This is a genomic window from Edaphobacter sp. FHG110511_03 (genome assembly GCF_059115365.1).
Genome location: NZ_JBZYWL010000001.1, coordinates 1,214,425 through 1,234,321 on the forward strand (window position 1 = coordinate 1,214,425; position 19,897 = coordinate 1,234,321).

At 53.9% G+C, this 19,897-nt stretch carries 16 protein-coding genes and 1 tRNA gene; 10 read left to right on the forward strand and 7 right to left on the reverse strand.

The window, feature by feature from the left end; genetic code table 11:
- Positions 1–149 precede the first annotated feature (149 nt).
- From AC5S26_RS04915 to AC5S26_RS04925, 3 genes are all read left to right on the forward strand, one after another.
- Positions 150–1,346 (forward strand): glycosyltransferase family 4 protein, encoded by a 1,197-nt coding sequence (locus AC5S26_RS04915; RefSeq protein WP_494183730.1) that lies wholly within the window; start codon positions 150–152, stop codon positions 1,344–1,346.
- A 286-nt stretch (positions 1,347–1,632) separates the two neighbouring features.
- Positions 1,633–2,220: a class I SAM-dependent methyltransferase gene (locus AC5S26_RS04920; protein WP_494183731.1), complete on the forward strand. Its 588-nt coding sequence runs from the start codon at positions 1,633–1,635 to the stop codon at positions 2,218–2,220.
- A gap of 371 nt (positions 2,221–2,591) precedes the next feature.
- On the forward strand, positions 2,592–3,581 hold the full coding sequence (locus AC5S26_RS04925) for a hypothetical protein (protein WP_494183732.1): 990 nt from the start codon (positions 2,592–2,594) through the stop codon (positions 3,579–3,581).
- Between the two features lie 153 nt (positions 3,582–3,734).
- Here AC5S26_RS04925 and AC5S26_RS04930 read toward each other — a convergent pair whose 3' ends face one another.
- From AC5S26_RS04930 to AC5S26_RS04940, 3 genes are all read right to left on the reverse strand, one after another.
- Entirely contained in the window at positions 3,735–5,159 is a 1,425-nt protein-coding gene (locus tag AC5S26_RS04930) for a lipopolysaccharide biosynthesis protein (protein WP_494183733.1), read from the reverse strand.
- A gap of 493 nt (positions 5,160–5,652) precedes the next feature.
- Positions 5,653–7,668 carry a TraI/MobA(P) family conjugative relaxase gene (gene traI, locus AC5S26_RS04935; RefSeq protein ID WP_494183734.1) on the reverse strand — a complete coding sequence of 672 codons (2,016 nt, stop codon included), beginning with the start codon at positions 7,666–7,668 and terminating at the stop codon, positions 5,653–5,655.
- Positions 7,658–7,984, reverse strand: a complete 327-nt coding sequence (locus AC5S26_RS04940; protein WP_494183735.1) for a plasmid mobilization protein — start codon at positions 7,982–7,984, stop codon at positions 7,658–7,660. The genes traI and AC5S26_RS04940 overlap by 11 nt, the downstream gene beginning before the upstream one ends.
- Before the next feature lie 364 nt (positions 7,985–8,348).
- Between AC5S26_RS04940 and AC5S26_RS04945 the strand changes: the two genes are divergently transcribed.
- The 6 genes from AC5S26_RS04945 to AC5S26_RS04970 all read left to right on the forward strand — a co-directional run bounded on the left by AC5S26_RS04945 (position 8,349) and on the right by AC5S26_RS04970 (position 13,141).
- Positions 8,349–8,744 carry a hypothetical protein gene (locus tag AC5S26_RS04945; protein ID WP_494183736.1) on the forward strand — a complete coding sequence of 132 codons (396 nt, stop codon included), beginning with the start codon at positions 8,349–8,351 and terminating at the stop codon, positions 8,742–8,744.
- A 10-nt stretch (positions 8,745–8,754) separates the two neighbouring features.
- The gene (locus AC5S26_RS04950; protein WP_494183737.1) at positions 8,755–9,432 is read left to right on the forward strand and encodes a nucleotide-binding protein; all 678 of its coding nucleotides are present in this window, start codon (positions 8,755–8,757) and stop codon (positions 9,430–9,432) included.
- Positions 9,429–10,103: a hypothetical protein gene (locus tag AC5S26_RS04955; protein WP_494183738.1), complete on the forward strand. Its 675-nt coding sequence runs from the start codon at positions 9,429–9,431 to the stop codon at positions 10,101–10,103. The genes AC5S26_RS04950 and AC5S26_RS04955 overlap by 4 nt, the downstream gene beginning before the upstream one ends.
- 121 nt (positions 10,104–10,224) lie before the next feature.
- Positions 10,225–10,512 carry a hypothetical protein gene (locus AC5S26_RS04960; protein WP_494183739.1) on the forward strand — a complete coding sequence of 96 codons (288 nt, stop codon included), beginning with the start codon at positions 10,225–10,227 and terminating at the stop codon, positions 10,510–10,512.
- A 5-nt stretch (positions 10,513–10,517) separates the two neighbouring features.
- Positions 10,518–11,969, forward strand: coding sequence for a P-type conjugative transfer protein TrbL (gene trbL / locus AC5S26_RS04965; RefSeq protein ID WP_494183740.1), 1,452 nt, complete (start codon positions 10,518–10,520; stop codon positions 11,967–11,969).
- 380 nt (positions 11,970–12,349) lie between these two features.
- Positions 12,350–13,141: a P-loop NTPase family protein gene (locus AC5S26_RS04970; protein WP_494183741.1), complete on the forward strand. Its 792-nt coding sequence runs from the start codon at positions 12,350–12,352 to the stop codon at positions 13,139–13,141.
- A gap of 981 nt (positions 13,142–14,122) precedes the next feature.
- Here AC5S26_RS04970 and AC5S26_RS04975 read toward each other — a convergent pair.
- Positions 14,123–14,710 (reverse strand): replication initiation protein, encoded by a 588-nt coding sequence (locus tag AC5S26_RS04975; protein ID WP_494183742.1) that lies wholly within the window; start codon positions 14,708–14,710, stop codon positions 14,123–14,125.
- 895 nt (positions 14,711–15,605) lie between these two features.
- On the opposite strand from AC5S26_RS04975, the gene AC5S26_RS04980 reads away from it, so the two are divergent.
- A complete protein-coding gene (locus AC5S26_RS04980) occupies positions 15,606–17,114 on the forward strand; it encodes a hypothetical protein (RefSeq protein ID WP_494183743.1) in 1,509 nt (502 codons plus the stop codon).
- On the opposite strand, the gene AC5S26_RS04985 is transcribed toward AC5S26_RS04980, so the two are convergent.
- The 3 genes from AC5S26_RS04985 to AC5S26_RS04995 form a co-directional block, all read right to left on the reverse strand.
- Positions 17,104–18,210 carry a site-specific integrase gene (locus tag AC5S26_RS04985; RefSeq protein WP_494183744.1) on the reverse strand — a complete coding sequence of 369 codons (1,107 nt, stop codon included), beginning with the start codon at positions 18,208–18,210 and terminating at the stop codon, positions 17,104–17,106. The two genes, AC5S26_RS04980 and AC5S26_RS04985, sit on opposite strands and share 11 nt — an antisense overlap.
- 72 nt (positions 18,211–18,282) lie before the next feature.
- Positions 18,283–18,359 (reverse strand) — tRNA-Ile (locus tag AC5S26_RS04990).
- 384 nt (positions 18,360–18,743) lie between these two features.
- The gene (locus tag AC5S26_RS04995; protein WP_494183745.1) at positions 18,744–19,826 is read right to left on the reverse strand and encodes a class I SAM-dependent methyltransferase; all 1,083 of its coding nucleotides are present in this window, start codon (positions 19,824–19,826) and stop codon (positions 18,744–18,746) included.
- Positions 19,827–19,897: the final 71 nt, after the last annotated feature.

The following is a 19,897-nucleotide window of genomic DNA, read 5'->3' on the forward strand; positions in this document are numbered from 1 at the left end:
CAATGCGGCAAAACGATCACAAGGTGTCCGCCTGCCCTCACCGCCCCTGTGAATCTTTGTCCTATTCAATCTCCCATATGCAGACGTCATAGCCTCAGCGAACGCCGAGGAATCATGTACACTTGGCTAGAGTTAGACGCTGAATGCACATGGATCACAAACTCCGTATCGCAATCGATTGCCGAATCGGAGACCCTCACCAAGGTATCGGCACAGCGGTGCTTGCTCTGGCCAAGGCGCTCTCCGATTCGAAGGTCGCAGATCAGGAATATACCTTTATCGTCCGGGAGGGGATGCAGAATTGGCTTGCACCTTATGTTTATGGTCCCTGCAGTCTGGCAGCTATGCCCGCATCAAAATCTTCTTTCTTCAAGAAAGCGCTTAAGTCAATCGCGCCTCTTCGCTTTGTTTGGCACAAGCTGCCTACCAAAATAGATCAGATACCGGTCTCCGACGGTTATGTCGAGTCACAGGAATTCGATGTTGTCCACTTTCCAACCCAGATGGCCTATCTGACAGATCGTCCTACAATTTATCAGCCACACGATCTGCAGCATTTGCATTATCCGCAATTTTTCTCCAAGAGAGAATTTGCTGTACGCGAGAGGTATTATCGGACGTTCTGTGATCGTGCCTCGTTCGTTTGTGTTCAGGCGCAATGGACCAAGCAGGATGTCATCAATCGCTACGGAATAATGGAAGAAAAGATGGTGGTGGTTCCCTGGGGATCGGTATTCCAAGCATACAAGTCTCCATCGCTGGCCGAAAGTCGGGCTATTGTCGAAAAATATGCTCTTCCAGACCATTTTTTTTTCTACCCTGCAGTCACTTGGCCACATAAAAACCATGAGAGCATCCTTCGCGCTCTTCATTTGTTGAAGTCCGAACAGCGATGCAGACCCCATGTCTACTTCACCGGCACGACTACGGATTATCGCTCGGTGCTGGACAAGCTGGCCCAAGAGCTTTGCGTATCTGATCAGGTGCATTTCCTCGGGTTCCTCCCTTCTGAAGAACTGCAAGCTATTTTCTGTGCAGCGACGGCCATGATATATCCAAGCAAATTCGAAGGTTTCGGTCTTCCAATTCTGGAAGCATTCCAGGCGAGGCTTCCTGTGCTCTCTTCAAGCGCTACTACACTGCCGGAAGTAGCGCTTGACGCAGCTCTTTACTTCGACCCCGATTCGCCAGCGGAGTTAGCGTCTTTGATGAAGACGATCCTGGACGAACCGGAACTGCGACAGGAACTTATCAGCAAGGGAACGCGCGTGCTATCTCACTATTCATTCAGCGATACAGCCGCGAGTTTTCAGGCCCTCTACGAGAAAACGGCCGTACTTTCCTAACAAGATCATGAAACAGATCATCAGAATGATGCTCCATGTTGAGATGGCGACCTTCCACAAGGAAAAGGAGGGGTAGATGGCCAATGTTGTGCGAAGCGCGGACACTTTGTCAGCCAGTTGTAAGATCTGTGGCGGCGTTTCTCCCTTCTTCGGGGAGACCAATGTTTTGAGAAAGTTCGATGTCCGGTACTTTCGATGCGAAGGATGCGGTTTCATCCAGACTGAAGAGCCATATTGGCTCGGGGAAGCCTATTCTACAGCGATCGCCAATCAGGATGTCGGAATCATGCAGCGAAATCTAGTGAACTGTGAGTTGACTTCGGCTGTTCTTAATCTGTTTTTTCCAAAGGTCTCCAGCGCCGTCGACTTTGGCGCCGGGCACGGAGTCTTTGTGCGATTGATGCGGGACCGCGGCTTCAATTTCTATTGGTCCGATCTTCATGCAACAAATGACTACGCCCGGGGATTTGAGCGCAAAGAGGGTTCCACCTTCGATTTCCTCACAGCATTTGAAGTGCTTGAACACTTGAATGATCCTGTATCGGATCTGGCGAAATTGATGGAGCTGTCGGACAACGTATTTGTCTCGACTCTTATCGTGCCACAGCCAGCGCCTGGACTGTCGGATTGGTGGTATTACGCACCGAAGAGCGGCCAGCATATTGCCTTCTATACGAAGGATGCGCTCCGACTGCTGGCTGACCGGTTTGGAAGAAGCCTGTTGTCTGTTGGACCATACCACCTCTTTTGCAAGAAACCGCAAAACGAAGTGTTGTTCCGGTTGGTGACCAGGTTCCGCGTTGCCAAAATCGTGAATCGAATTCGTCGGCGCTCAAGCCTAATTGAAGCCGATTTTCAGCGAATGATTGGATAATGGCGGACGGTAAAAGCGATACGCATTGCGGGACGATAGTGGAAGCGGATCAAGAGGCTGTTGCCGCGTGCGCTAGCCAAATCAGTACTGGCCGCAAAGCCTTCGATGCCGACCAGCGTATTTACAACCTCTGTCCAAACAGCGGTGACTCCGTCAACCGCAAAGTACAACGCGCATACAACAAGACCTCTACAGGCACATCGCTTGATTGAGAACTTTTTCGCCAAACTCAAACTGTACCGCCCTATAGCAACTCGCTACGACAAAACCGGTCGCAACTTCCTTGCCGCTATTCATCTCGCTGCCTCTATTCTCTGGGCGATCTGATGACATTCCCTAGAGCATATACTGTTATCCCCACAGAATTTACAATGACGAGAATGCTCAAGTCCCTTCTAAAATCCAAGGCTCGCCACGTAAGAAATTTTTTAAATCAGCCTATAAAAAAAATGCTTTATGATTCTATGCTGCTTCAAGGCAGCATAGCCAGCCGGCATGTTCGCGCCCAGAAGAATATCTCATCATTGGCAGATGTTGAGTTCAGAGTCTTCTCGCAATGTGGTGAAGATGGAATCATCGATTGGCTTATAGAACGCGCAGGCTTGCCAGCACGCCTCCATACATTTGTTGAGTTCGGAGTTGAAACTTATGATGAAGCGAATACACGTTTTCTTCTAGAAAATCGTTTATGGAGCGGATTGGTGATCGACGGCGACCCAAAACTGAATGAAAATCTCAGTCTAGGCCTGTCACAGTGGCGGCACAACTTGAGGGCGAAATCCGCATTCATAACTCGCGATAATATTAATGAATTGATTTTGCAGGCTGGTTTTGCAGGAGATGTCGGACTTCTTAGTGTTGATATTGATGGAAACGATTATTGGGTATGGGAAGCTATCAACGTAATTCATCCAGTCATCTGCATTTGCGAATACAACCCTATTTTTGGAAATATTCACTCCATTTCCGTTCCGTATGATGCGGGGTTCATGTGGGGACAGAAGCATGACCGTGCGTACTACGGGGCTTCTATTCTGGCCCTCTCTTCTCTAGCAGCGCGAAAAGGATATAGGTTCCTCGGAACTACTGTGGCAGCGAACAATGCATTCTTTATTCGCGAAGATTATGCGGCCCAGATAGAGGACGCTCTGAAGAATGTGGTCGCTTATCCTTTGAAGACTCGATCCTCATCTCTTGTTGTGGGGCGCGCATTGGAAATTGAAGCGTATGACCGTTATAAAACGATTCAAGATCTTCCCGTAATTGAAACCGAAACTGGGAAGAACGTCATGCTCAGAGAACTGGCTCCTCTGTATAACGAGACCTGGTTGCAGCAGATGGGCGCAATATCCAATCCATAGGGTCTGGCGCAGTAGGAGCTGCATAAACGGTTATCCGTTCTCAATCCCCTAGCTCTTGCGATACTGCAGCTACCACATCTTCCCCAATTTCAATGCCTTAACGATTATGTATGGGTGGCTTACCCTTTGGTCATGGTTGAAGTGGGGAGACAATCAGGACTTAAGGGTGTTCTGAACCTTCTCAGGCATAGCGCCCGCTGCTAGGGATTTTGACTCCAGGTTGCGCAACGCGCGCGGAACAAAGAACATCCACGGAAGAGCTTCAATCAGGATATAGCTAGCAATCGTCGCCCAAGGCACCCCGATTAGTCCAAGATGCTTAACAAGAAAGACTTTCAAAGCAATGCATACAATTCCAAAGGTAATAGATATGTAGATTTGGAAACTTATTGCTGCTGAGCCATTCAGAAACATAGCCAAAGCTGTGCCACAACACTCAATCACAGACCATATAGCCAAGCCTAGAAGTAAAAAGAAGGGTGGGTGGATGCGCGAGCCAATCCACCAATGGATGACCGTAGGCGCAAGGAGTAGTAGTAATGATGAGGCTGCGCAGGATGCTCCTAAGACAACGAGTAGAGAGCGGCGAAGTGTGCGCCGCACCCATACCAAGTCACCGCGGGAGATGGCTTCGCCGTAGGCGGGCCAAAGGGGCGTGACCAGCATCCCTGACATCATGGTGATGAGCGCGAAGAGGCGCTGGGGGATAGCATATTCTGGCACATTCACCGCGCCAAGCGTTCTGGCCACGATGAAATTGTCTGCGGAGAAAGAAACCGCAACGACCACTTGGAGGACGAAGAAGAGGCCGCCCAGCTTGGCGATCTGTGAAATTGCATCGCGGGCTACGAACTTCTGGTTTGGGCGCAAGTCGGACCGTACAAAGCCAAAAAAATGGAGAGTATTCAGCGCTGTGGCAAAGATCGGAGCGCCAGCGATGGCCACAACCAGCACGGGAAGGCCGACATGGAGGTAGATGCCGCCCAGCACGCCAATGAGTCCAGCCGCACTGCCGCACAACTGCCATAGGCCGTAGCGATAGCCTTGCTGCAGCCCCAGTTGCACGCGCTGTACGACATCCATTGAGATGTTGAGTGCAAAGCAAACGGCAAAGACCGCGAGGGCTGGCCCGGCCTCAGATCTCGCCTGCGGCGAAACGACGCGGAAAAAATCGGCCCAGTTGACAAACCGATAGATCGCGAAGAATGACAGCAGGAGCAGAGCCGCGATGGAGCTGAGAAGGGCAAAGCCGCTGGAGACGGCCTTGCGGATTCCCTCCAGATCATCTTTTCCGAAGGCCTTGGCAACGGCGTTTAACACGCCATTGCCCACGCCAAAGTCTGCAAATGTGGCCATCGCTAACACAGAGCTGATAGTCATCCACAGCCCGAAGCGCTCATTGCCGAGATACTTCAGTGTAAGGGGGACAGTAATGAGAGAGGTCCCGACCTGTACGGCGCGTGCAAGAGTCGTTGCACTGCCGGTAATCACAGCACGGCGATTCCTCTCGGCCCCGCGTGCGTGGTCGTCCAGGCTTGTAGGGTCTCGAGGAAGTAGCAACTGCCGAATTTTCTGCATGCTGACTCGATCATGCAATCACCCACACGGGATTGCTTTTTCTGCACAGAGTCGCTTGACTCTGTGGGCGTTGGCGTGTCGAAGGGTTGCCAAATCAAAACACTATATCAAAAGTTAATTATACATATTGCTGCGGGGGCCTTGAGTTAGAGACACTAAAGAATGCTATATGCGGGCGCCTCAAAAACCTACCCGCATTGAATGGAGTCAGCACCATGTAAGCGATTCTGCCTGCCAGGGTTTCGGTAGATTGCTGCCGGAGGTTCCAAGCTAAGGTAAGCGGCGAAGCGTCAGTGTCTTCAGTGAGACTCAGAGCGAGCGTCGTTTTGACGAAGTATCTGGGACCAGACGATGCGACAGCTGGAAACCGTGCCAAAGGCTCAACAAGCGGTGTTTTGAATACACGCTGGATCATACATTGCAATTATTCTACGAGACGGCAGAAATGCAATGTTTAGATGTGCCTTAGGTGATCGCGACAAAGCCGGCGCGTTTACTCGCCGATGCCGTGTCCGCCACGTTCTCGCTGCATGCTGAGACTTCGCTGAGAGGATAGCCGCTGCATAGCTTTGTCCCGAGTAAGGTCCCTGCCTTCGACCCGCGCCCACGCGAGGGCTCTGGATTTGTTCGTAGCGGTTTCACGGTCGCCACGCGGGCCGAAGACAGCTTCGGCCGTCCGGTCTGCGTAGTTCGACCAGTTGCGATTCTCTGCCGCACGACCCTCATTCGCATTATCTCTAAGCGCCACAGCGATTGTTTTCTGGTCGTGGCCGGTTACGCGCATTCTCACAGCGATCATCCAGTCGAGCCGCGACGGATTCGGGACCTCAATCCGGTTCAGAATATCTCTTTTGTGAGAGCGATAGGAGATGTCTGGAGACGTCGCTCCACTAGGTATCTCCGGCGGAGACTGTGATGCGCGGGTGGACTTGGCGATTGCTTCCTGAAGATCGGGATTGTTGATTTTGATCCCATGTTTTGTGGCCAGGTCCGCACATAGCAGTTTAAATTCGGTTGGCCCTGTGATGGTTAGGACTCCCCATTTCTGAGCGCCTAACTGAAGAGCGGCCAATACTGAGGCCTCATCACTCGTCTGCCAGACATCGATACGCTTCCCCCGGTCGGTGAAGCTGATCTCAGTTGAATCGTGCTTGGCGTAGTGAATTCCCTTGTGCCGGTCATGTGCGAGCTGTACCTGAGCGGTAAAGTCTCGAATGTCGTGCTTCAAAGGCTGCGCTTCGCCGGTTCCAAACAATGCCGCACCTGCCTCTGAGGTGTTCCGATAGCGCCAAGCCTTAGCGAGTTGCTGTTCGCCTTGGGCCACCAGAAACTGCTCGAAGGTCTGTCGCTTACCGAACTGCAATCGCAATGCGTCACGCTCCCTTTTGTGCTGCTCCGAGAGTTGCGCCTTCCGCTTCGCGTGGTCGGCAGCCATCAGGCTCCGGGCCACATTGAGAGCCTCCCCTGACCATCTTCCCTCCCGATAGAGTTCATTACGCTCTTTCCGAAACACGGCGAACTGAGCCTCATGCCCTACGCGATGCTCGATCCGCTGCTGAGTCTGTGCTGCTTCCTTCCCCTCCCTATGGCTTCCCAGAACCTTACGATATTCGGCCCAACGTCCCGAATCATCACGGCCAATAGACTCCGTCTGCCGAGGTGAGTGGTTAGTCAGAAGGCTACGAGTGTTTGGCTGAAAGACACCAAGGCGCTCCTCCATTCGCTTCCGGCTGAATTCACGACCGATTACGGAAGCCTTTACCGGCTGATCATTCACCCAGAGCAGCGCACCACTACCCTTCAACTCGTACTGCATCCCCACACTATTCAAGTCCTTATGCGCCTGCTCCCAGCTTTTTGAATTGGCCAGAATCGGCGCTGCCTTCTCTATCGCGATGCGCTCGCAAGATTTCTCCCCAGTCGCGTTCTCATGGTCTCGCACTTTCGACCCCGGTCCTCGCTCACGAGTAACCTTAGCCAGGGACATCTCGCCGCTGCTGCTCGCGACATAGCGTGCGTTTTCCTCCTGCTCCCAACCCTGGACATGCACAATCTCGGCTATCGCCTTGTGCGACCTATCGATGCACCAGCCTTTATCCGCAACCCGATTTGAGTTTGGATCGACACGGTTGAGGACAATGTGCAGATGGTAATTCCCGGTGTTGCGGTGCAAAGCGTAGACGGCCAGATGATCGCTGTCCATTCCGAGATGCTTTTTCAATATTTCGACGCCCTCTTTGCACTGTCCCTGTGTAGGTTGTTCCCCTTCCTTCCAACTCATCAGCCAGTGGTCTACAGGGTCCTTGCTCCGAGTGGCCTCCATTGCGAGAGCAATCATCTCCGCGCGCTGTCCCTGCAGAGAGTCCGAATAGAAGTTGCCACTTGCGGCAACATACTCAGCCTTTTGTCCGCCATCGCGGGCATCTGCCTTGATGTAATCGAGAAGGCTGCCAATACGGACTGCTTTACTTGACTGCGCCTTCGGATTGCCAATGTGCTTAACAATCATTGTTAGCGACTCGCTCCACAGCACTACGCAATGCCTTAATTGTCGCGACGCACTCATCTGTGATTCCGCGATGTTGCATGAGCTTGTTCATCGCGTGCTTCTGTAGCCCTCCCAGACGACGCAGCTCACGAATCATGGTGAGGTCAATTGCTGCGTGAAGAGGTCTGCCCAGAGCGCGCCTCCGAACTAGCTCACTGATGCTGATCCCAGCAAGATCTGCATCGTCGCGCAATTGTTCCCGTTCTGACGAAGAGAGGCGCATCTCAAAGCGCGAGCTGGCTCGATCCTTACACCGTGCTGTGAACGACATTTGCATTTCTCCTATGCGAAGCGTGCCCCGATGGTTTCAGGATGAGCCCGGATGAGACAAGCGTAGCGCGGAGCATCAGAGGCAACGGGTTGATCGGACCATGCGGCAAGCATGTGTACGGACAACCCGCATCCTGTACTGCTCTATCACCACTTATTCCGTAACTAACAATGCGACGCGTAATCAGCACCTGCAGTTATTCCAACGTAAACCGCGAAAAATATTTTCGCAATGCTTCTTACGCCCAATTACGGTCCCTTTGAAAGCTCTACGCTACATTACAAAATCCCTGCATTGACGAGGGCTCTATGTGATTTTCATCTATGCTACGTTGCTCTTACGAACCCTGCCGTAACGCAAAGGATGGGGCATGGCAAAGAGTCAAATAGTCACAGAAGAAATGATCGAAGCCGCTCTTGCGCTCTTAGATAAACGCATAGCGGAGCCGCCTCTCACATCACCCAAAAGCTACAGCCGGCGAGATGCATTCCTAAAGCTCAGAGGACGTGCGAAGGAAGCTCTGGCTGCCGGACACTCGCTCGAAACGGTGCTCGACGACCTAAAGGGAATTGGTATCGGAATGACAATCTCAACCGCACGACAGTATCTCAAGCCTGGTCGCAAGTCCAAGAAACCTGCCAGCATCTCCCCTCTTTCGGGAATATCAATTCGAAAACCTGCCGAATCGGATCGCAAAGCGCCTGGAGAGGAACCTCCTAAACCCAAAGGAACATTCACCGTAACGGAAGACGAAATCAATATTTGAGGAGGCCATTATGGCTGGGAAAGTCTGTATGGTTAGCGGCTCGAAGGGTGGCGTCGGAAAGAGCACTGTTTGCATGGCTGCAGTGCATTACTTGCTGGAACGCGACGAGAAACTACTTCTGGTTGAAGCGGACACAGCGAATCCTGATGTGGGAAAAGTCTATGGAAAGAGCGTGGAGACGCTCTATTTAAACCTCGACCAAAAGGAGGGATGGATGGATCTTACAAACCGCCTGGCGGAACATCCAGAAAAGATAGCGTTGATCAACACTCCGGCTCGCAGCGGTGAAGGAGTGAAGCTTTACGGTATGCTTCTGTCCGAGTCTCTTCAAGAGCTCGATAGAGAGTTGGTAACGCTTTGGGTAATCAACTCGCAACGTGACAGCTTGCAACTCATGCGTGAGTATCTTGACGCTATGCAGGGTGGCACCACCCATGTACTGAGAAATCTGTATCACGGTCCGGAACGAAAATTCGAACTCTACAACGCATCAAAGATCCGCGACTCCATCGAAGCCAAGGGCAAGACGTTCAACTTCCCTGATGTAGCTGATCGCATCTCCGACCAACTGCACAGTGACCGCCACACCATTAAGCATGTCATCGCGAACGCACCATTGGGAAATCGAGCTGAGGTAAACCGGTGGGTAAAGGAATGTGCCGTGGTCTTTGAACAGGTGCTGCCATGAGCCTCGAAACGGCTTTCCTGGCGGTCTACGGAAGAGAAGCAAAACCGGAAGAAACAAATAGGTTCAATCGTTTGGCTAAGGAGCTCGGCATTCGCGAAAACGACGCGGTATGGAACATTGTCTTCCTTCTCGGGTATCACCTGGAACTCACGGAAACGCTGCCGGAGCGACTGACTGCGGTAACAAAACAGACACTTGTACAGTTCGAATCAGCCATCCGTCAACGAAGCGAAACTGCCGAGGCAGAGTTGCACACCTTGAAGGCTCGTATCGAGGAAAACGTGAGTTCGGCGGTTGTGGCATCCGCCGAAAGACAGATTGCGAGGTCGGCACAGGCCGTCGCGCGTCATGCGGCGGCGAAGAGTTGGCTTCAATGGTTAGGGGCCGCGTCGTGCGCCGGAATGGCTATCGTTGCAGTTGCCTTCTACTGCGGATACACCAATGGACAACATGTGGGATATGCCACCGCCTTGGATGCTAAAGAGGCATCAAGCTGGGCCTCAACGGCTGCGGGGCAAGGTGCATACCGTCTGGACCGAAACGGGGATCTGACTCACCTGGTCAGGTGCGACCAGCCCGGTTGGGAGATACAGAAAACCAAGACGGGGGTCAAGGGATGTTTTGTAAATCCTGGTTCCGATGGTGAGGTTACGGGCTGGCTCATACCTTAGCCAAAACCGGAGTGCAAACAATGGAGAACGTTCAATGAAGACCGCAAAAGCAATAGTCTCACTCTCTCTATTTGTGCTGGTTGGCTGTCGTCCCACTGGATCCTCCGAGATTGTGCGTCAAGTGGAGATTGCAGGTTCAGGAGAGGTGCAGAAGATCCCAGTTGATTCTCTGATGAGATTCTTCGACCTCCATGCCCGGTTAGCAATTCGAATCGAAGCCCTGTGTGTTGCCAAGCACAAACCTCGGGACACCGATTGGATGGTGAGCGAGGAAGGAAAGGTCTGTCAGGCTGTCGCAAGTCGAGATCGGGTGAAGTACCTCGAAGATCTTGAAACGATGAAGCGCATGGATACGCAGAACGGGGATCAGAACGCCGCAACAGAAATCGATAAAGCAGAGGGGAAATAGTGACCATGAAGATCTCACGACGTAAGGTGTTGCTGGCAGTTTTGGGAATCGGATCGGGCTTGTTGGTTAGGTCCGCTTTGGGTCAGGGCACAACAGACCCACAGGGGATGTTGCAGGTCTTCGCGGATGCCTCGGTCAATTGGCAGAATGCGATCTTTCCGTTTGCACTTGACCTCTTCAAGCTGCTGGCGGCAGTCGATTTCGCTTGGACGTGCATCGCAGTCGCGCTGGAGAAATCAGACGCGCAAGCTCTCGTCGCGTCGATCATTAGAAAGGTGATGGTGGTCGGCATTTTTTATGCCTTATTGATCCAGGCTCCACAATGGTTTCCACGAATCATTCAAAGCTTTGTACAGATCGGGGGCACTGCATCTGGCACAGCAACGCCTCTCAATCCATCGGACATCTTCAAGATGGGCGCTACGATTGCGGGTACCCTGTTGAATGCAGCGGCAAACACAACGTCTTTGTTGACGGGCTTTTCAGGCAGCTTGGCATTGATCTTTGCGGCAGCTGTGATCTTCATCTCCTATGGCGTCATCGCGGTTCACTTCGTAACGGCCATGGTGGAGTCTTATTTGTTGGTTGGCGCGGGCTATATATTCCTAGGGTTTGGAGGATCTCGGTGGACTTCGTCGTACGCCGAAAAATATGTGAGCCAGGTCATAAGTATCGGCTCTCGTTTGATGGTTCTTTATTTGGTCATTGGTCTTGGCCAGCAGTTCGCAACTCAATGGATCGCGGCGGCCCAAGTCGCGGCAAACGGAGCAAGTGCGAACCTCTCTTTGTCGTGGGCTCTAGCGGCACAGATTGCGATGTACGCCGTGATCTGCTGGACAGTTCCGAAGTTGGTCAGCAATGTGATTGGTGGAACGTTATCGGCTAGCGCTGGCGATGCAATCGGCGTAGGCGTGGCTGCGGCTACAGCTACACTGGCCGGTGCGGCGGCGCTGTCGGGTGTGGGTGCTCCAGCGGCCGGAGCTGCTGCCGTGGCCAATGTTGCATCGGCTGCGGGTACCACGACTTCTGCAACGGGGGCAGCGAGCATTGGGGCAATCGGAGCTGCGGCTGGAACTGGTGCCGGAGCTGGCGGCGCAACAAGTACAGCAGCAGGATCGGCGGCCTTTGGGAGTAGCCGTGTCGCCCCGGCTACGGCATCAGGTGCTGGCGGAGTTGGTGGAGCAACTGGTAGTTTCGCTGGAGCATCCCGATCAGGCGGCGTAGGTACACCTCCTCCGCCGTCCACAGGCTTCGGAACTACGGGTAAGCTTAACTTGCCAGTAGCGGGGAGGGAGGTTGGGACGCCGCCTCCTCCTGCGTGGGCAGAAGCCGGTAAGGACGCAGAGACCAGTTTAAATAAAGCCAAGGAATTCATCCGGGGCGTTCACGGCAGTTTACCGTCAGATGGAGCAGTCGCTTCGGGGCCGGGCCTGAACATAGGTCACCCCGCAGAATGAACGGCAAACACAAGCCGAATGTATGTTGAGGAGGTACGATGACAACAAGTAATCTAAGTTCCCGTGTACGGCTCCCTCGGATGGCTCCGGAAGAATCGGCAGAGTACCGAACAAGGCAAGATGCAGTGATTGCGGTGGGTTTTCTTCAGATCAAGAGGGAACAAGATGAACTTGTCCGCTTGGGCATCCTAGACGCTGAGGGCAATCGGATAAAACCCTTCGTCCCGCCGGTCGGCCAATCTGGGGAGGAGTTCTCATAGGTTTGTGGGCTGACACTTTAGCCGGAAATCTACTAGGAACTTCGGAGCTACGGATTCTTGTCTCCGCCTTCGCACACCTCAGAAGCCTGTATCGGACGAGCGTCGGTAGTCAGGATTGGGATGCATAAAGACGGCCAAGTACAGCTAGGGCCAGATCAAGGAACCGCCAGCCCCTACTTTGAGCAATCGCGTCATAAAGATACGAGTGGTATTTATCATCCAATGATTAGGCCCATTCCGTCCATTCACGTCTTTCACAGCAACGTTGGGGGTGTGGGGAAGACCCATCTTGCGGGTCTACTGGCGGACTACTTCAAGCAGGATGGCCGCGATCTACGCTGTTTCGACTCTGATCCGTATTGGGCAAACTTGAGGGCTTACAAGAGTCTCAACGTGGAACAGCTTTGGAAGCACGGCGACTATGAGACCAGAGGGGCTATCGACTTCGACCCGGTCTTTGAATCCCGCGCTGAGATCTCGATCCTAGATTGCGGGCCGATCGGATATGGCCCTTTTTTGCAGTACATCAAAGACAATCGGCTCGAGGAGCGGGTGAACTGGATGCTTCATGTCCCGCTGATGCGATACAGATTGGAATCGAGCAAGTACGGTTTTGAACGGATGAACGTCCGTGGGACGCTTCCATTCGTCCTTTGGCTGAACGCCTTTGATGGACCATTCACGCTTGCTGATGCCCTGAGCTGCCTTAACATCTCGGGCACGGATATCAAAGGGTCGATCAATTTGGCGGGAAGAGAATACCAATTGCCCCCGAATGCGTTGGGTCCGGACATGCATGGGTTGACCCTTTCGGAAAGGGTCGAAGCACAGACCGGCTTGAAAAAGTTCAGATTGCGACAAACACAGAAGAGTTTGGCGCGACTCTTCGGCGGTTTCTTCGGGGTTGAATAGAACGCTTCGTGTAGTGATGAGCATCTGGCCGGGACGCACTCGTCGAATCGGAGATGGACGAAGCCACCCGTGGAAGGCAAACGGCGGGTAGGGCCGGTGCGGGCGAGATGGATTGGTGTCGATTTCGTCAGCCTCGAGAGTCACTGCCGAATATACTGCTTGCATTACCTCCGATTGTGCTCCACCCCACTGGAAAATCTTAGCTCCACCTATCTCCAAAGTAAGTAGAACATGGTGGCATTCCACCGCAACGGTGGATGGATTGCAAACTTGAAATGGATGTTGAGACGCAACATAGCTTCTTCCACCTTCAACGAAGATGACGGCCCTGTTCGCGCAGGGCCGTGCAGCTTTAGAAAACCTCGGCTTTTCCCCGAGATCAAGAGTTGAAACCTAACCACACCGCGAAGCACAGGCGCACAAAAGGGAAAATCAGTTTCTGGCTTCGCCAGAGGCCCTAGGCCGCGAGGATGACGGTTTCGGGGTACCTTGTTGCTGCCTCGCGAAGGCTTGAGGGCTGCTCTTGATGCCTTCCTGTCCAATCTAGAAGGGCTTCAATCTCAGCCACGACCGTCAAGCCGCCACACACTTAACTAAGAAACTCTTGTTCTTGTTGCTGGCGCTGTTTGTAGACACTGCCGTTGCAAAACCAATCGATAGCGCCGCAAGCTGCGCTCCGCATTATTGGATTGGAATTTTTCCACGGTTGCACAGGGTTCAAATCCTGATTTCTATCTTGATCTTCTTGAACATCTTGATACCTATATTTGGGCTTGGTAAAGCGTGCCGGGAAGTACGGAACAACGTGCCGGGAGGTACGGGGGGACGTGCCCGGAAGTACGGAATTGCGTGCCCGGAAGTACGGATGCCTCATGCCTTCTTTTCACAGTGATTGTGGAGATAGGGGGGCCTGGAAGTACAGTCGCTGTAAGGCGTCGTGAGTTGAAACGTGCCCGGAAGTACGGGACCAGACCCTGCTGCTCATTGACTGAGCAAACGGCCCTCGGCCGCTTGCGGAATCAGGTACCGACCTCGCAAGGGCGGTCCGATCATCAGCCCGGTTCTTAGCGCCTCGGCTTGTAGTTCCGGCCAGAGAACACGCAGCGCTCTGATGGCCTCGGCAAACCGGACTTTGATGCGTCGGTGCGTGGCGTCATCTTGCCAAAGCTGCAACCGTAAATGCTGCCATTGGATTAGGCTGGGCTTCTTAGCGGCATAGGACCGCCAGTGCAGAAACAGCATTATGTCCTGGAGCTGGGATTTGTTTCGGGTGGTCTTGATGATCGCGGCTGGGACGGGCACGTGATAGCGTTTGAGATCCTCGAAGAAGCTTTCATCGAGTTCGACCCCGAAGACGATCGATGTGCGACCGATCGGCAGTAACGATTGGCCCTGCTCTGCGGCGCGAACGTCGACGCTCGTGGGCAGATTAGAGCGCCGGATGATGGGCGTGGTTTCAGTCTGTCGACTAGCGGAGGTCTGACGCTCCACAGAAATAACCAGGCCCCGAATACGATCGAAACGTGCCCGGAGATCACGATAGTTTTTGCCACCATCGCTGATGTCCATAGCCTTCAAGAACTCCGTTGCAGTCTCCCAGCTCACGAAGCGCGAATTGCTTTTGACTGCCTTATTGAAGAGAAAATGGAGCAGCGAGCGATCGCTCCCATAAGGCATCTCACCATCTTTAGAGGAAACGGTGAAAGTAACTGAAACTACACTGCCGTCGCCAATTCGGGCCGTCCTGGTGATCCTAATCTGATCGGTTTTTTCGTAGGGCAAGCCGCAGAGGATGAGCGCCTGGGCGAGTTGAAATATCTCCTCGTCGCCACTATTAGCATCTCGTTCTGCACGTATTTCCGCCAGAGACTTGGCGCGCCGAGTCTTCGCTAGATGAGCTTCCGTCTTGTGATTTCGAGGTCCAGCCGTTGGGCTGCACGAAACAGGATAGCCTACGAGAACTTGCGCGACTGGGAGCCGATCCATACCCGTGTGATCGTGCCCCAAAGAGCCATCCTGAGATGCTTCTCGAACCTGAATGAGCTGTTCTGGATGGCGTGACTGCGGTAGCGCCTTCTCGGTACGACACGCACGCTGGATAGGGTCTCTGGCCTGGCCGGGGTCCGGGATAGCCTCAAGAAATGGTTCGGCATTCCGCTTTGGACGCACGCTAGGCACTTTGCCTTTGATCAAGAAACGCGGCTACATCCTGCACCCTAAAGTAGACTCGCCGGCCGTCCTTCTTCCGAATAGCACGTAGCCGTGCAGCTTGCTCGTCTCTGCCGTGCATCCGTACGCGGATCGCGTTTGCGCTCTTGCTTTTTAGAGCCAAGGCAAGTTCAGGCAGAGAAAGACTCGCTCCAAACTGTTTGATCAGTATCTCTTCCGTAGTCATATAAAGCCCCCCGTACTTGAACGAAGGCTAGGGAAAAGCTAAGCTAATCTCACTCTTTGGGGTTTTAGATTGACACGCAAGGAATGTGAAGACAGACTAAAGCGACCGTTCCACTACTGCTCCTGGAAGGGGTGCAACACCTCTATTGCGGCGTCGATTGAACGGTTCTCTGAAATTAGAACCGCTCGGCTCGCAAAAAAGCCAAGCTGGAATCCGGCATCATCCCTAGCAACCACCATTGATGCAGGTTGGTCTCAGTATGTTCGTGCTCTGAAAATTCCCTTTTTTGAGGATCAGCTCGAACGGCTTCTACGAATCGATGTCCGGACAAGTTCTAGTTCAAAGAAAGAACTGCGGGCCGCAGAGTTCGGCTTGGACCAATTAGGAAAGGCCATCGCTGCCAGAGGGTTGCAGGTGATCGCGGCGATAACCGCTGAGATGATGGGCGACGACTGTTCGCGAAATGGACTTGCCGACGAAATGAACTCTCCTGCAGAGTTAGAGTGGCACCGAGCGCAGAAAGAGCTTATCGCCAGTCTGGACAGCATCATTGCCGTACTCGGCCTCTGCCGGCAATTTCTGCCTGATCCGGCTCTGCAACGTAGAGCCAGGGGAAACCTGGTGGCGCCCGACTACAAACAAAGACTTGTCAGGTCAGAGTGGTTTGGCGATCTTGATCGTGATCTCCTGAACGGTTACGAGACCGCGATGGAGTTCGATACTGATGAATTGAACAGCCCACTTTGTGACTTTGCCTTAGGTCCTGGCGCGGGGCTGTGCAATCGACTCACAGAGGTCGAGGCCTATCGGCAGGGCTACACCCTAGACGATGGTCCGTGGAAAACACTGCTACGCCTGAGCACTCTTAGATGCACCGTCCATCGAAACATCTTGCTAGTCCCGCCGTGGTGGGGAACGAGCCAAATCGATCTAGAAAAACCAAGCGGAAGCGATCCGCAAGAGTTTTTCACCGCAAGCGACTCAACGCATGGAAAGCTTTGTGAAATCGCGGCTGTGCGCCATCGGCAAACTTGCCGGCTGTGTCCCCGGCGATCGGAGCTTTGGGCCGCTCTGCGATGGGGTGAGGAGTTCAACACGCACTTCAGTTCTGATTTTTGCCGACACCACAGGCCTCAACAGCAGGACGGGACTTGGCGTCGAAGCAGGCGGCCCGATCTCGATCGATCAACGTACGAGTCCAGAGTGGCGAAGGTTTGGATCTATCGGCGGGAGTTCAGCCGCCTCAACGCACATGTTCAATTTGGGGAACGGAAAGTGCGAACGGCCTCTAACCCATCACTAGATTTGTTCGCCCGAAACGTTATCGCAAGATCGCAGCTTTATGTAGATGAACATTTTGAACTTGCGAGGATAGCGTGGCACCTGGTGGAGCATGATGTCACTGATCGAAAGAAAGAGATCGTGATGCGAACTGCAAGCCAGCACTCACAAGCAGCGATAGCTATGGACTTAGGCATGTCTCGCCAAGCGGTGCACGCAGCTTTGAATTCGGTACCAACATGCTTCAGATTGGATCGTCCGCTCGAGACACAGACGGAGCAGTTCGTTACGCCCTGACCTGCTCCTCCATACGGGCAGCCTTCCGTTCGCTCATGGTGTCCAATCGTCCCACCAAGTCTTCAGCCCGCAGGTGAGTGTAACGCTTGAGCATCTGCATCGACTTATGCCCGCTAATCGCTGACACTTCTTGGTCTGAAAGGCCCGACTCAACAAAACGGCTCACCGCTTCGTGACGAAGATCGTGGAAGCGAACATCCGCGAGTCCTTGTCCGCGCTTTATCTTGAGCCATACAGCATTGAATTCATAAGGGCGCCGGTTGCCGTCTTTGCCTGGCTCACCCGAAAAGACAAGGTCTGTGTCACGGTGTGTCGGGTGATCGAGAGCCTGTCGGAAGATATCCGCCGCCTTCCTCGTTAGCGGCACTGTACGTGGCATCGTGTTTTTGGTCTCAGAAAGACGGACTATGCGGCGATCAAGGTCGACTTGAGGACGCCGGAGGCCGACGATTTCAGAAGAACGCATCCCAGTCTCCAACGCGATCTGGACGATCCAACTCAACCGTGGATTAGAATGCGCAGCAACGGCGCTTAGTAGCCTATTCTCCTCCTCCAGAGTAAGGCGCCGGTTGCGGCCAGGTGTCGGGGAAGGCCGACGAATGTTCATGACCGGATTTGCGATAAGCCCAACGCCCCATTCCTTGATCGCGACAGTAAACAGGTGTCCAAGCAATGCGAGATCAAGACGAACCGTGTCATTCGAACGAGGAAGCGGATTGCCCTTCCCATCCTTGCGGTCTTCACCTGCGAGGCGGGCATCCCTGAACTTCGCTGCTACCTCTGCGGTCACGGCAGCCAAGGAGTATTTGCCGAGATGTTTCGTGAGGATCGCGGCTCGCTGTCGGTCGGAAACTTGGGAGCTCGGTCGTTTGGTTGGAGTGATGTCAACCAGGTAGCGAGCCAGAGCATCAGCAACAGTGAGGCGGTCGGCACCAGCTCGCTGAATATAAGCCCCTCGAACCATCTCGTCCTCGGTCCGGCGGGACCAATCTTCGGCGTCCCTCTTAGTACGAAATGTCTTTGCCGTGGAGGGCCATCCTGCCTTCCGGATGAGGGCTTTCCATGTACCTGAATCAGTCTTAACAATGGTCGCCATGAAGCCTCCGGTACAGTGCTCTGAACCGAGCACTGTACCGCAATTGTACCGAAAGGCTAATTTCGAATGGTGTGGTGGGCCCACCAGGACTTGAACCTGGAGCCAACGAATTATGAGTTCGCTGCTCTAACCAATTGAGCTATAGGCCCTTACGGCTATTTCCAGGCTTTTATCGCCCTCGCCGTTGAAACGATTGTACAGCCTTCTGGGGCGACTCACCAACGGATTATGAGTCCCCTGCTCTAACCGTTGAGCTACAGGCCCGCAAAGGTTGCTGATGCGAGGCGGCTGGAGTCAGTAACGCCTTCGGCCTTTTCAGTGTCGCATAGCCGCTCAGGTTTGCGCACGGTCTCCGGAGCCTGTGGACATTTCCTCCGGAGCAGCGCACGATAGCGGCATTCCCCCATGCTGCTCCGAGTCCGAGACGCCTCCACTTTTGGCGATCCCCAAATTTCAAGATCCTACCAGTGGGAATCGCTACTACATGAGTGGAATGGGCCGAAGACGCTTTTTGTCGCTCGGCCCGTCGTACCTTAAAGCCGGGCCTCGAAGACCAGGTTGAATGGTGTCTCGGCCGCACGGCGGAATTGGGTGAAGCCGCCTGAGGAGACGACCTCCTTCATGCGAGCCTCGCCGGCCTGCGCTCCCAGAGCCAGGCCAACCTCCTGCGAGCACGACGCCGGGGTGCAGATCATGGTCGAGGCCGAGTAGTAGATCCGCCCGACGGGATTGAGATTGTCTTCCACCTTGTCGTTGGCGTAGGGCTCGACGATCATCCAGGAACCTTCGGCGGCCAGTGTGGAGCAGACATGGGTGGCTGCTCCGGCCGGATCACCCATATCATGGAGACAGTCGAAGAAGGTGACAAGATCGTAGCCGATTCCCGGGTAACTTTTAGCCGCGGCGACCGCGAAGGTGATCCGGTCACCGACGCCGGCTTTTTCCGCGGCCTTCCGCGCCCATTCGATCGACGCCGGATGATAGTCGAAGCCGAAGAAGGTCGATTTGGGAAATGCCTTGGCCATAAGGATGGTCGAAGACCCGTGCCCGCATCCGACGTCGGCCACGCGGCCACCCGTCTCAAGGCGTTCCTTGACTCCGGTGAGCGAGGGAATCCACTGCGAGATAAGGTTGGCAGCGTAGTTGGGCCGGAAGAAACGCTCGGTGCCCTGAAACAGTTCGGGATCGTGCTCGTGCCAGCCAATACCGCGCCCGGTGCGGAAGGCGTCGGTGATTTTGGGCTCATCGCGCATGATGGAACCGATGATCTGGAAGGCTCCGGGAAGGAAGGCGGGGCTGTCGTCCACAGCTAGAGCAAAGGCCTGCTCCGGGGGAAGAGCGTAGGTTTTGGTCGCTGGATCGTAGGTGATGTAGCCGGAGGCGGCGTTTGCATTAAGCCATTCCCGAACGTAGCGCTCTTTCGTGCCTGTCTTCGCAGCAAGCTCCGACGGCGTAATGGGTACTGCTGCCGCGGCCATGGCTTTGTAGAGTCCAAGTTTGTCCCCCACGACCACAAGCGCAGCGTGCATGGCCGCTCCCATATCCTGAACGGCCTGGTTCATAAAGGCGTTGAGCTTCGATTCGTCGAGAGCAGGTGGTGGTGCAGGTGTAGCCATGGTTTCCTCCGTTGCGCAATGTCTATGCGCAGACCTTCGGAGCCCGTTTTGATGCGTCTATCCTGCTCCGC